The sequence below is a fragment of the Sporosarcina ureilytica genome, from assembly GCF_001753205.1.
GTDB lineage: Bacteria > Bacillota > Bacilli > Bacillales_A > Planococcaceae > Sporosarcina > Sporosarcina ureilytica.
This window is the reverse complement of record NZ_CP017560.1, coordinates 2,542,719-2,555,866: the sequence shown is the minus strand read 5'-3', so window position 1 is coordinate 2,555,866 and position 13,148 is coordinate 2,542,719. Positions and strand designations below refer to the sequence as shown.

Sequence of the window (13,148 nt, the reverse complement as noted above, 5' to 3'; positions counted from 1 at the left end):
TAGGGAATTCTAACAAATTCTTTACTCTACTTTTTCTCCTTCATTTCAAGAAGTATTTAACGTAAAAAGTATTTTGGCATAGACCATTTATTCGTGTAAAATAGAATTAAGTGCAGTAGAAGGGGGTATGAAACATGAAGTTTAGATCAGTATTCGATATTATTGGGCCAGTCATGATTGGACCATCGTCATCTCATACGGCAGGTGCGGCAAGGATTGGCCGTGTTGCAAGAACTTTATTTGGAAGGCAGCCGGAATGGGCAAAAATATATTTATATGGTTCATTTGCAGAGACATATAAAGGTCATGGGACAGATGTCGCGATTATTGGCGGATTAATGGATTACGATACATTTGATGAACGAATAAAGACAGCATTTGAAGATGCAAAGAAAGCTGGCTTTACATTTGAGTTTATTCCTGAAGAGGAAGAAATGGAACATCCAAATACTGCGAAAATTGTAATTGGCGATGAAAACAGTGTCATGGAATTAACGGGGATTTCAATTGGCGGTGGAAAAATGGAAGTTGTCGAGTTAAATGGTTTCCCGTTAAGACTTTCAGGAAATTATCCTGCACTGCTCGTAGTTCACCAAGATCGAGCGGGACTCATTGCGAGTGTTGCCAATGCACTTGCTAAACGAGGCGTTAATATTGCACATATGGAAGTTGGCAGAAAAGAAAAAGGAAAAATGGCTTTAATGGTCATTGAAGTCGATCAATTAATAGATGACGATATTATTAATGAATTAAGAGGGTTGCCGCATATCACGCAAGTCTCTACGATAGCGGAATAAGGAGGGATTGACATGGAAGTATTATTCAAATCTGTAAAAGAACTAGTCGCCTTAGCGGAATCAAGTAAAAAGCCGATTTCGGAAATTATGATAGAACAGGAAATGCTTCTGTCACGACGAACACGTGAAGAAATTATTGCGCAAATGGATAATAATTTAACGGTAATGGAAGAAGCTGTTGAAAAAGGTTTGCAAGGCGTTCAGTCCACGTCAGGTTTAACTGGCGGGGATGCTGTTTTAATTCAAAAATATATGGCTTCTGGCAAGTCCTTATCAGGCGATTTAATATTAGATGCTGTGAGTAAAGCGGTCGCAACAAATGAAGTAAATGCGGCGATGGGAACAATTTGTGCAACACCAACTGCGGGAGCGGCGGGTATCGTACCCGGAACGCTATTTGCAGTAATAGATAAATTGAATCCGACGAGAGAGCAGATGCTCAATTATTTATTTACAACAGGTGCATTTGGATTTGTTGTAGCAAATAATGCGTCTATTTCAGGTGCGGCGGGCGGATGTCAAGCAGAAACAGGGTCGGCAGCTTCTATGGCCGCTGCTGCAATCGTTGAAATGGCAGGGGGAACACCACAGCAAAGTGCAGAAGCTTTCTCTATTGTCATGAAAAACATGCTCGGGCTCGTTTGCGATCCGGTTGCAGGGCTCGTTGAAGTGCCATGTGTGAAACGAAACGCGATGGGGGCTGCAAAAGCGCTTGTCGGAGCGGATATGGCACTTGCTGGCGTTGTGAGTCGTATTCCAACAGACGAAGTAATTGATGCAATGCACCGAATCGGACAATCTATGCCGTCAGCTTTACGGGAAACTGCCAAAGGGGGACTCGCCACAACACCAACTGGAAAGGCATTGGAAGCAAAAATATTTGGTGGGACAAAGGCAAGCAGTGACCACAATCCTTCATCATGATGTAAAAACGATTAAAGGGATTGGGCAAAAGGCGAGCGAGCAACTTGAAAAACTGGGCATTTTCACAATTTCAGATTTAATTATGACATTCCCGTATCGGCATGATGATTTTACATTAAAAGATTTAGCTGAAACACCACATAACGAAAGAGTGACGGTTGAAGGAAGGGTCGAAAGTGAGCCTTCCGTTCAATTTTTTGGAAATAAACGGTCCCGCCTAGAAGTTAGGTTACTTGCAGGAAGACATCTCGTAAGAGCAGTCTTTTTTAATCAACATTATTTAAAAGACCGAATGATGCCGGGCAATACTGTGACGGTAACTGGAAAATGGGACCGTGGTCGACAAACAATTAACGTAAGCAATTTTTCGGTAGGTCCAAAAGATGAACAATCAAATTTCGAACCTATTTATAGCTTGAAAGGTGCCATGCATCAAAAAACTTTCAGACGGTTTATGAGAAGTGCGCTAGATAGTATTGGAGATGAATTTGAAGAGTCATTGCCAGCTGGACTACTTGAAGCGTACAAATTACCGAAAATAAAACAGGCACTGGAAATGATTCATTTTCCTGAAAGTCCTGCACAAATGAAACACGCAAGAAGACGCTTTGTCTATGAGGAATTACTTTTATTTCAAATGAAAATGCAAGCGATGAAGAAGGTAAGAAAAGAAGCGGAAAAAGGCATGCCGATAAACTACGATCTTGATAAAGTGAAAAAGTTTATCGCATCGTTGCCATTTGAATTAACGAATGCACAAAAAAGAGTTGTGAATGAACTTTGCGCTGAATTAAAGAGCGAAGTGCGAATGAATCGACTTCTTCAAGGAGATGTAGGTTCAGGAAAAACAGTTGTTGCGGCAATAGGTCTTTATGCAGCCATTACTGCTGGTTTTCAAGGTGCGATGATGGCCCCGACAGAAATTTTAGCAGAACAACATGCAACTTCTCTTGCGGAATGGCTAGAACCATTTAATGTATCCGTTGCATTTTTATCAGGTTCAACAAAAGGAAAAGCACGAAAGCAACTTCTGGAAATGCTGGAAGAAGGAAAAATTGATTTGTTGATTGGTACGCATGCGCTTATTCAACCAGATGTTATTTTTAAAAACTTAGGGTTTGTCATTACAGACGAGCAGCATCGATTTGGTGTCGAACAACGTCGTGTTCTTCGTGAAAAAGGGATTGACCCCGATGTGCTCTTTATGACTGCCACGCCGATACCACGAACATTAGCCATTACGGCTTATGGTGAAATGGATGTATCGGTATTGGATGAATTGCCGGCTGGTAGAAAAGAAATTGAAACGCATTGGTTGAAAGAAGATGCTTTACAGCCAGTTTTGAGAAAAATGGCAGGTGAATTGCAAAAGGGGCGCCAAGCGTACGTGATTTGTCCGCTTATTGAAGAATCCGACAAACTTGATGTGCAAAATGCTGTCGATGTATATAACCAATTATCGGTATATTTTCAAGGCAGATTTAAAGTTGGCCTCATGCATGGGCGTCTTCATCCAGACGAAAAAGAACAGATTATGCGTGAGTTTAGCGAAGGTGCGATTGATGTCCTAGTTTCAACAACAGTTGTTGAAGTAGGCGTAAACGTTCCGAATGCAACATTTATGTTAATTTATGATGCAACGCGCTTTGGTTTATCCCAACTCCACCAATTAAGAGGACGTGTCGGGCGAGGCGCTGAACAATCTTATTGTGTGCTTTTAGCAGATCCAAAGACAGAAGAAGGTAAAGAACGAATGCATTCGATGACAGAAACAAATGATGGATTTGTTTTAGCTGAAAAGGACCTTGAATTAAGAGGGGCCGGTGACTTTTTCGGTAAAAAGCAAAGTGGACTCCCAGAATTTAAAATGGCAGATCTCGTTCATGATTACCGGGCGCTTGATACAGCGAGGAAAGACGCTGAACAACTTCTAGCATCAGAAGAGTTTTGGCGTGCAGAGGAATACGGTGTGCTAAGGGGACTTCTAGAACAGTCAGGCGCTTTAAGTGCCGATCGAATGGACTGATAATTCACTGTATCGAACCTCTGTATGTGCGTTTGATTATGGAAGATAGGTAGATTTATAAAACGATTCAAAGTAGCGGGAGCATCTTCCTTCCCCGCTACTTTTTGTCTTACAATAATATTTCTTGTACACATCTATAAATTTCTTGCATTCTGATACCTCTCTTTATATACTGATATTAGTACCAAGTGCTAAATCGGAAGGTGAAGTATGTGCGAATGCCTAAAAAAGAAAGGCAGCTACGTCTGGGAAAATTGATAGAAGAAAATCCATTTGTAACAGATGAAGACCTTTCCAAACATTTTGAGGTTAGTGTTCAAACAATCCGATTGGATCGACTTGAATGTGGAATTCCGGAATTACGTAAACGTTTGAAGCAAGTCGCTACACAGACAATGGCCGGAGAAGTAAAATCATTAGGGTCAGATGAAGTGATTGGCGATATTATTGATATTAAACTCGATGCCAGAGCCATCTCGATTTTTGATGTTACTGCGGACCATGTTTTTCAACGAAATGGAATTGCTAGAGGACATCATTTATTCGCACAAGCAAATTCACTAGCTGTTGCGGTTATGGATGATGACCTGGCATTGACAGTTAAATCCAATATTGAATTTCTTAAACCTGTCAAAGCCGGTGATAGAGTTGTTGCACGTGCCGAAGTAATAAAGGAAACTGTAAAAGAGAAACGTACCTTAGTTAAAGTAGATTTGACTGTAGGTGATGTTCTTGTAGTTACAGGACAATTCTATATGTACCGCACGACGGATAAGAAGCAGGAGGATAAACAATGATTATTGCTTTAGATGGAATGGGTGGCGACCATGCGCCAGGCGAAATTATTCAAGGTGCAATGGAAAGTTTGAATGAATTTACAGATATACATATACATATTTATGGTGATGAAGAAAAGATGGCGCCTTATTTACAAAGGCATGAACGTTTAAAGGTTTTTCATTGTACGGAAATAATTGAGCCAGATGATGAACCGGTCCGTGCGATTCGCCGAAAAAAAGATGCGTCGATGGTACGGATGGCGCAAGCAGTTAAAGAAAATGAAGCAGATGCAGGTGTTTCGGCGGGAAACACTGGAGCGCTAATGGCGGCAGGCCTTTTTATTGTCGGTAGAATCGACGGGATTGAAAGACCGGCACTCGCACCGACGCTTCCAACAGTAGACGGCCAAGGCTTTGTTATGCTGGATCTCGGTGCAAATGCAGACGCGAAGCCAGAGCATCTCGGTCAATATGCTGTGATGGGAAGTATTTACGCGGAAAAAGTTCGTGGCATTGCAACGCCTCGAGTTGGGCTGTTAAATATTGGGACTGAAGAAGGAAAAGGAAATGAATTAACAAAAGCAGCATTTGATATTCTTTCGGAAGCGCCGATCAACTTCATTGGAAACGTTGAAGCCCGTGATTTATTAATGGGAGCGGCCGATGTAATTGTAACAGACGGCTTTACAGGCAATATGGTATTGAAAACAATTGAAGGTACTGCGCTTGGCTTTTTCACAATGCTTAAAGAAGTGTATATGTCCTCGATAAAAACTAAACTATCTGCTGCACTTGTGAAGAACGAGTTAGGCGGATTGAAAAATAAAATGGATTACTCCGAATATGGCGGTGCTGGGTTATTTGGCCTGAAAGCCCCAATTATTAAAGCACATGGCTCGTCAAATGCCCGTGCAATTTATAATGCGATTCGACAAGCAAGAACAATGGTGCAATATGAAGTTACAGAAACGATTCATGAAACGATTGGGAAGGGGTTAACAAAATGACGAAGATTGCTTTCGTATTTCCTGGACAAGGTTCTCAAAAGGTAGGAATGGGTACTGAATTAGTAGAGAATCATGAGCAAAGTAAACAGTTTTTTACGAATGCTGACCGCGTACTCGGCTTTTCATTAAGTGAACTAATTGAAGAAGGGCCTCAGGAAGAATTAACAGTTACTTACAATGCACAACCTGCATTGTTGACGGTGGGCGCGATGATTGCGAGTCGCTTAAAAGGAGAAGGAATTCAACCAGATTATACAGCAGGCCATAGTCTTGGTGAATATACAGCACTCGTAGCTTCAGGTGTTCTTACATTTGAAGAAGGTGTATTAGCTGTTCATAAACGCGGATTGTATATGAACGAAGCAGTACCGGCAGGCGTTGGTGCGATGGCAGCTATCCTTGGATTAGATGCTGAAACTGTATCCGAAATTACGAACAAGATTACAGAGAGCGGGGATGCTGTCCAACCAGCGAATTTGAACTGTCCTGGACAAATTGTCATTTCCGGAACGAAAACAGGCGTTGAAAACGCTTGTCATGAATTAAAAGAAGCGGGCGCTAGAAGAGTCATTCCGTTAGATGTGAGTGGTCCATTCCACTCTTCACTTATGAAGCCAGCTGCCGAGAAACTTAAGGCAACGCTTGATGAAATTACAATGCAAGACGCAACACCGCCAATTATTGCGAATGTAAATGCGGAGATTGTTGAGGATAGCAATCAGTTAAAGGATCTACTTGTCGAACAGTTATATTCCCCGGTACGTTGGGAAGATTCTGTTCGAACGATGTTAGATAATGGCGTGACACATTTTATCGAATGTGGACCTGGTAAAGTGTTGAGCGGATTAATTAAGAAGATTGATAGGAAAGCGACAGTTTTATCTGTCTATGATGAGAAATCATTAGCGGAAGTATTGGAAGCTTCGAAAGGGTGGTCAGAGTGAGTAGATTTGAAGGGAAATCAGCAATCGTCACGGGTGCATCTCGCGGAATTGGTCGTGAAATTGCACTTCAGTTAGGGCGTGAAGGTGCCAAAGTTGCGGTCAACTATAGCGGCAGTAAAGATAAGGCTGAAGAAGTCGTCCAACTAATTCAAGAAGCAGGCGGAGAAGCATTTGCAATCCAAGCAGATGTGTCTAACGCGGATAGTGTGAAAAACTTAGTAGACGTGACAATTGCAACATTCGGTTCAATTGATATACTTGTAAATAACGCTGGAATTACAAAAGATAATTTGCTCATGCGAATGAAAGAAGACGAGTGGGACGATGTCATTGACATTAACTTAAAAGGCGTTTTCCTCTGCACGAAAGGTGTTACACGTCAAATGATGCGCCAACGTGCAGGTAAAATTGTCAATGTTGCTTCCATCGTTGGTGTTTCAGGAAATCCAGGACAAGCAAATTATGTTGCCGCAAAAGCAGGTGTGATCGGATTAACGAAGACGTCAGCGAAAGAATTGGCATCACGTAATATCTATGTCAATGCAGTAGCACCAGGATTCATTACAACAGAAATGACTGATGCATTAAGCGAAGACGTGAAAGAACAAATGCTTGCGACGATTCCATTGGCGAAACTAGGGAATGCTGAACATGTCGCTAAGACTGTGTTATTCTTACTATCGGAAGACGCAGATTATATTACAGGACAAACAATCCATGTTGACGGTGGAATGGTGATGTAATAAATGGGCGTGGGCGCATGTCGCGCCTATTAAATGTCCTATGTTTTTAAATCTATCCAGCTTCGGCGCCTAGAGACTCAGGTCATAAGCCGTTTCGGCTGTGCGGCAAAAAAACGCCGCTTCGCCGTCCCGTCTTATGCCTGTCGTCTCTGACCAGGCGCCTACGCTTTTAAATATTCATTGAGGGGAGGTGACAGATTTGGCAACAGTAACTGAACGAGTAACTAAAGTAATCGTTGATCGACTAGGCGTCGATGAAAGCGAAGTTAAAACAGAAGCATCTTTCCGTGATGACCTCGGTGCGGACTCACTAGACGTAGTTGAGCTTGTAATGGAATTAGAAGATGAATTCGATATGGAGATTTCCGATGATGACGCTGAGAAGATTGCAACTGTCGGCGATGCAGTTTCATATATCGAAACAAAAGTGAACTAATTAAAAGCTAATTCAATTTAGCGGAGGCGCTTTTATCCTTTTCCCTTTGAAATGGATGAAGGCGTCTCTTTTTTACTTTGCAACTGGTCGTTGAAAAAGGTAAAATTATATACATTACGTAGGAAAGGCAGAATCGTTCTTATGACAAGTAAACGTACAGCAATGAATCCAAAAAATATATTTCCCCAAACGGTTCGAAATGACTTTGAGGAATTGCAACGAAAACTTTCGATTCAATTTGAGGAAGTGTCACTTTTATACAATGCATTTACGCATTCATCATATGTGAATGAGCATCGAAGAAAAAAATATACAGATAATGAGCGACTTGAATTTTTAGGTGATGCGGTGTTAGAACTAGGTGTTTCCCAGTTTCTTTATACGACAGAGCCTACTATGAGCGAAGGAGAGTTGACCAAATTAAGAGCCGCAATTGTTTGCGAACCAGCGCTCGTTTCCTTTGCGAATGAACTTGAATTTGGTCGTTATGTTCTTTTAGGTAAAGGAGAAGAACAAACAGGTGGAAGAACACGTCCAGCTCTTTTAGCAGATGTTTTTGAAGCCTTTATCGGTGCATTATACACTGATCAAGGGATGGAAGCAGTAACCGCATTTCTTGATAAAGTAGTATTTCCGAAAGTAAGTGTCGGTGCTTTTTCGCATGTGATGGATTATAAAAGTCGGTTACAGGAAATTGTCCAGCAAACGAATAATGGACAGCTTCATTATGAAGTAGTAGAAGAAAAGGGCCCTGCCCATGCAAAAGTATTTATCACTGTTGTGCAGTTAGATGAAGAAATACTTGGTACCGGTAGAGGTAGGTCGAAGAAAGAAGCAGAGCAGGAAGCGGCCCGACATGCAATTGCAGAACTAAAGAGTTAGCAGGTTGAGGAGAGTATTTAAATGTTTTTAAAAAGGCTTGAAATAATAGGGTTCAAATCATTTGCGGAACGAATTGGCGTAGACTTCGTGCCAGGCGTTACCGCTGTCGTTGGACCTAATGGAAGTGGGAAAAGTAATATTACCGATGCGATTCGCTGGGTATTAGGCGAACAATCGGCAAGATCTTTACGTGGTGCCAAGATGGAAGATGTGATTTTTGCAGGAAGTGATTCTAGAAAGCCACTTAATTTTGCAGAAGTCACCTTAATTCTTGATAATAGTAAAGGGTTGTTCCCACTTGATTATACTGAAATTAGCGTGACGCGACGTGTCTTTCGCTCGGGGGAAAGCATATATTTATTAAATGGACAGCAGTGCAGGTTGAAAGATATTACAGATGTATTTATGGATTCTGGACTTGGGAAAGAAGCATTTTCAATCATTTCCCAAGGGCGGGTCGATGAAATTTTAAATAGCCGACCAGAAGATCGAAGAAGTATTTTTGACGAAGCGGCAGGCGTATTAAAATATAGAACGAGAAAACGTAAAGCAGAACATAAACTGTTTGAAACATCGGATAATCTTGACCGCGTGCTTGATATATTAAAAGAACTTGATATTAGAATAGAGCCGCTTAAAGAACAGGCTGAAGCGGCTAAAAAGCACGAGGAAATTTCTGAAGAAGTTCGAGAAGCGGATATTTTGCTCCTAAATTATGATGCCGGGAATCTACATGAAAAACTTCAAGAAAAGTTGGTAGAGGTAGAAAAACAACGAGCAGAGAAAGAGCTATTAACTGAAGCAATAGACAAAACTGAAGTCGAATCTTCCACGATAAATAAGCAACTTGAACAGCAAGAAGAGAAGTTTGAAACACTGCAACAGAAGCTTGTCCAAGTAAGCGCGGAGAGTGAAAAGTGGGAAGGTAGACGACTATTATCCGTCGAGAAGGAACGCAACGCTAGTTTACAAATCGAACGGGTGCAAACTGAGTTTCAGAGCGCAAAAGCTGAGCAGGAAGATTTAGAAGAAAAATTAAAAGAATCCTATGATAATGTAGCTATCCTAAATAAAGAATATGAAGAAGTAAAAGCGGAAGTAAAAGACACAACTCAAATGTTAACGCGCTCTGTTAAAGAAACTGAGCATGAGATTGAAGAGTTAAAATCATCCTATATTGACGGGCTCAATGAAGAAGCGACCATTCGAAATGAATTAAAGCATATCGAAGAACGTCTACTAGGGGAAAAAACATCTTCCCAGAAAATTAATGAGCAGACGGTATCACTTCGAAATAGATTAGAAGTGTTAAATGCGGATAGGAAACTAATAGTACAAACATTAGACCGTATAAAGCAATCTGCCACAGAAGCATCAGAAAATTATAAGAACGATGCAGTCGAATTAAAAAAGCATGAAGATGATTTAAGAAGTAAACAAGAGCTGCTTCAAAAAGCGCATAATAAACAACATGAAATGCAAGGGCGTTTACGTGCACTGCAAAGTCTAGAAGCGGATTTTTCAGGGTTTTATTCAGGTGTAAAAGAAGTGCTTGTCGCACGTGAAGCTGGAAAGTTAGCCGGGATAGAAGGGGCAGTAGCGGAGCTAATTACCGTTGAAAATGATTATATTAAGGCGGTCGAAACGGCACTTGGTGGCGCTATGCAACATATCGTAACCTCTTCCGAAGTGAATGCGAGAAAAGCAATCGGTTATTTAAAGACGCAAAATAAAGGAAGAGCGACATTTCTTCCGCTAGATGTGATGCGTTCTCGAAAAATCCAGCAATCCACACTTCAAACGATAGCGCGACATCCAGAATTTATCGGCATTGCCGATGGACTTATTCGCGTCGAACCGAATTATAAAATCATTGCAGAAAATTTACTAGGAAATGTTCTTGTTGCTTCATCTCTCGCCGGAGCTTCGGCGATTGCTAAGGCTTTAAATTATCGTTATCGAGTTGTAACTTTAGACGGCGATATTGTGAATGCAGGGGGATCGCTCACGGGTGGTGGCACTCAAGGTCGTTCCTCAGTATTTTCTAGAAGGGCTGAACTTGAAATGTTAACAACACAAGTTGAGCAAATGTCTGCATCTATTGAAAGAGGTAACGAATCGATTAGCGACACGAAGTTGAAAGTCGCTGAGTATATGCAAAAAGTAGAGCATTTCCGCAAGCAATCTGAAGCTTTACAACTTGAAATGGCGACGGCCGAAGCAAATGTCCGTGAAAGCGATATGGCCATACATACTGTCCAAAGCGAATTGGAAACAGTAGAGATAGGTCGACTAGGAGCGGAAACAGCTGGTTCTGAATTAATGGAAAAGAAAAAGGAACTTGAAACAGCTCACGCGGCATTAAAAAAGACGCTTGAATCACTTCAAGCAGAAATTACAAAGTTGGAACGTCTTGCTGCAGATTGGCGAAACGAAGAAGCTACGCTTACGGCCCGATTGACAGAACTCCGGGAGCGAGCTGCTATTTTACGCGAACAACTTTCCTATCAAAATAGAGCGATAACAGATATGGAAGCCTCAAATAAGGTTGCAATCGATAAGATAAATTTACTGCAACAAGAGTTAGATTACCTGACAGATGAAGAACAAGAACATGTAACAGCGGAAGAGATAGCGGAACAAATTGAACGATCAGCAAAAGACAAACAACAAATTGAAAATTCAATTGCTGAAATTCGAAAAAACCGTTCAGAAATTGTCATTCAGAAGAATCATCAAGAAACGCATCTACGTCAACTGCGCGAAAATGCTGAGAAACTAAATGCTAAACTTCATGAACACACAATTGAATTATCTCGACTTGAGGTGACGTATGAAACGATTACTCAAAGATTGTTTCATGAATACGGCTTACGACCGGACGATGAATTGGCTTTAGACTTCAATGAACAGGAAAAACGTGAACAATTGGCTAGGTTAAAGCATGAACTGAAAAATATTGGACCAATCAATCCAAGCGCTGTACAAGAATATGAAGAAGTGTCTGAACGCCATCAGTTTTTAACGGCACAACGTAATGATTTACTAGAGGCGAAAGAGACTTTACAAGAAGCGATGTCAGAGATGGATCATGAGATGAGTATCCGTTTTTCATCAACATTCGATGCCGTGCAAAATCAATTTAGACAAGTATTTAAAGAAATGTTCGGTGGCGGAAATGCTGATCTTATTCTTACAGACCCGACTGATTTACTGCATACGGGTATTGATATCGTTGCAAGACCACCAGGGAAAAAGATGCAAAACTTAAGTCTTTTATCTGGTGGAGAAAGAGCACTTACTGCAATTTCATTATTATTTTCCATTATTGAAGTGCGTCCTGTTCCGTTTTGTATTTTAGATGAGGTCGAAGCTGCACTAGATGAAGCGAATGTCATTCGATATAGCAACTACTTAAGAAAATTCTCGGATAAGACACAGTTTATTGTGATTACGCACAGGAAAGGTACAATGGAAGGCGCGGATGTTTTATATGGAATTACAATGCAAGAATCGGGCGTTTCTAAACTGATTTCCGTTAAATTATCGGAAGTACCCGAAGAAGCGATGATGTAATCAGTAGAGAGGGGTTAGGGAAAATGTCATTTTTTAGAAGGTTAAAAGAGAAGATTACTGGAACGAACGAAGCGGTGACAGAAAAATTTAAAGATGGACTGACGAAAACTCGTGACCAGTTTACATCTAAAATAAATGATCTTGTCGCTCGGTTTAGGGAAGTAGATGAGGAGTTTTTCGAAGAACTCGAAGACTTGCTATTACAAGCGGACGTTGGCTTTGAAACAGTTATGGAGCTAATCGATGAATTAAAACTTGAAGTACAAAGGAAAAACATCAAAAATACGGAAGGCATTCAATCTGTTATTTCTCAAAAACTAGTAGAGATTTACAATGCCGGTAAGGAAAATGATGGAGGGCTCAATTTACAAAAGGAAGGGCTGTCCGTCATCTTAATGGTCGGTGTGAATGGTGTTGGGAAAACAACGACGATTGGAAAACTAGCTTCACGATTTAAAGCGGAAGGTAAATCTGTCATGTTAGCAGCGGGGGATACGTTCCGTGCGGGGGCAATTGATCAATTAGTCGTATGGGGTGAACGAACAGGAGTAGAAGTCATTCGCCAATCTGAAGGTTCTGACCCAGCCGCGGTGATGTACGATGCAATCCGTGCAGCCAAAAATCGAAACGTTGATATTTTAATTTGTGATACGGCAGGACGACTTCAAAATAAGGTGAACTTGATGAATGAGCTGGAAAAAGTTCATCGTGTCATCGATCGTGAGGTACCAGGGGCTCCCCATGAAGTGTTGCTAGCACTAGATGCAACGACTGGCCAAAATGCACTTGTCCAAGCACAAACGTTCCAAGAGGCAACAAATGTATCAGGGATTGTATTAACAAAGCTAGATGGTACAGCAAAGGGTGGAATTGTCTTAGCGATCAAAAATAAGTTGAACATTCCAGTGAAGTTTGTCGGTCTTGGAGAAGGCGTAGATGATTTACAACCGTTTGATCCAGAGAAATATGTTTATGGATTATTTGCTGAAGGACTCGAACAAGAGGACGAGAAAGAAGACAAGTAAAATAGCTTG

General features: G+C 41.1%; 11 protein-coding genes. All 11 read left to right on the top strand.

Annotated elements, in window-relative coordinates; genetic code table 11:
- Nucleotides 1-134: 134 nt before the first annotated feature.
- The 11 genes from sdaAB (at nucleotide 135) to ftsY (ending at nucleotide 13,139) form a co-directional block, all read left to right on the top strand.
- Complete coding sequence (gene sdaAB / locus BI350_RS12680; protein ID WP_075528457.1) at nucleotides 135-797, top strand: L-serine ammonia-lyase, iron-sulfur-dependent subunit beta; 663 nt, start codon at nucleotides 135-137, stop codon at nucleotides 795-797.
- A gap of 12 nt (nucleotides 798-809) precedes the next feature.
- Nucleotides 810-1,721 carry an L-serine ammonia-lyase, iron-sulfur-dependent, subunit alpha gene (sdaAA, locus tag BI350_RS12675; protein WP_075528456.1) on the top strand — a complete coding sequence of 304 codons (912 nt, stop codon included), beginning with the start codon at nucleotides 810-812 and terminating at the stop codon, nucleotides 1,719-1,721.
- Nucleotides 1,681-3,747 carry an ATP-dependent DNA helicase RecG gene (recG, locus tag BI350_RS12670; protein WP_245698346.1) on the top strand — a complete coding sequence of 689 codons (2,067 nt, stop codon included), beginning with the start codon at nucleotides 1,681-1,683 and terminating at the stop codon, nucleotides 3,745-3,747. The genes sdaAA and recG overlap by 41 nt, the downstream gene beginning before the upstream one ends.
- Before the next feature lie 212 nt (nucleotides 3,748-3,959).
- On the top strand, nucleotides 3,960-4,544 hold the full coding sequence (fapR, locus tag BI350_RS12665) for a transcription factor FapR (protein WP_075528455.1): 585 nt from the start codon (nucleotides 3,960-3,962) through the stop codon (nucleotides 4,542-4,544).
- Nucleotides 4,541-5,533, top strand: coding sequence for a phosphate acyltransferase PlsX (plsX, locus tag BI350_RS12660; protein ID WP_075528454.1), 993 nt, complete (start codon nucleotides 4,541-4,543; stop codon nucleotides 5,531-5,533). The genes fapR and plsX overlap by 4 nt, the downstream gene beginning before the upstream one ends.
- Nucleotides 5,530-6,477: an ACP S-malonyltransferase gene (gene fabD, locus BI350_RS12655; RefSeq protein ID WP_075528453.1), complete on the top strand. Its 948-nt coding sequence runs from the start codon at nucleotides 5,530-5,532 to the stop codon at nucleotides 6,475-6,477. Before plsX ends, fabD begins: the two co-directional genes overlap by 4 nt.
- Nucleotides 6,474-7,220 (top strand): 3-oxoacyl-[acyl-carrier-protein] reductase, encoded by a 747-nt coding sequence (gene fabG / locus BI350_RS12650; RefSeq protein ID WP_075528452.1) that lies wholly within the window; start codon nucleotides 6,474-6,476, stop codon nucleotides 7,218-7,220. The genes fabD and fabG overlap by 4 nt, the downstream gene beginning before the upstream one ends.
- A 199-nt stretch (nucleotides 7,221-7,419) precedes the next feature.
- The gene (locus tag BI350_RS12645) at nucleotides 7,420-7,656 is read left to right on the top strand and encodes an acyl carrier protein (protein WP_075528451.1); all 237 of its coding nucleotides are present in this window, start codon (nucleotides 7,420-7,422) and stop codon (nucleotides 7,654-7,656) included.
- Between the two features lie 141 nt (nucleotides 7,657-7,797).
- Complete coding sequence (gene rnc, locus BI350_RS12640; RefSeq protein WP_075529376.1) at nucleotides 7,798-8,538, top strand: ribonuclease III; 741 nt, start codon at nucleotides 7,798-7,800, stop codon at nucleotides 8,536-8,538.
- A 21-nt stretch (nucleotides 8,539-8,559) separates the two neighbouring features.
- Nucleotides 8,560-12,114 carry a chromosome segregation protein SMC gene (smc, locus tag BI350_RS12635; RefSeq protein WP_075528450.1) on the top strand — a complete coding sequence of 1,185 codons (3,555 nt, stop codon included), beginning with the start codon at nucleotides 8,560-8,562 and terminating at the stop codon, nucleotides 12,112-12,114.
- Between the two features lie 23 nt (nucleotides 12,115-12,137).
- A complete protein-coding gene (gene ftsY / locus BI350_RS12630) occupies nucleotides 12,138-13,139 on the top strand; it encodes a signal recognition particle-docking protein FtsY (protein WP_075528449.1) in 1,002 nt (333 codons plus the stop codon).
- Nucleotides 13,140-13,148 lie beyond the last annotated feature (9 nt).

What these genes read in the sequence shown, in the direction of transcription:
- sdaAA (WP_075528456.1), top strand. Translation starts at nt 810, where the DNA reads ATGGAAGTATTATTCAAATCTGTAAAAGAACTAGTCGCCTTAGCGGAA.
- rnc (WP_075529376.1), top strand. Translation starts at nt 7,798, where the DNA reads ATGACAAGTAAACGTACAGCAATGAATCCAAAAAATATATTTCCCCAA.
- fabD (WP_075528453.1), top strand. Translation starts at nt 5,530, where the DNA reads ATGACGAAGATTGCTTTCGTATTTCCTGGACAAGGTTCTCAAAAGGTA.
- ftsY (WP_075528449.1), top strand. Translation starts at nt 12,138, where the DNA reads ATGTCATTTTTTAGAAGGTTAAAAGAGAAGATTACTGGAACGAACGAA.
- plsX (WP_075528454.1), top strand. Translation starts at nt 4,541, where the DNA reads ATGATTATTGCTTTAGATGGAATGGGTGGCGACCATGCGCCAGGCGAA.
- sdaAB (WP_075528457.1), top strand. Translation starts at nt 135, where the DNA reads ATGAAGTTTAGATCAGTATTCGATATTATTGGGCCAGTCATGATTGGA.
- smc (WP_075528450.1), top strand. Translation starts at nt 8,560, where the DNA reads ATGTTTTTAAAAAGGCTTGAAATAATAGGGTTCAAATCATTTGCGGAA.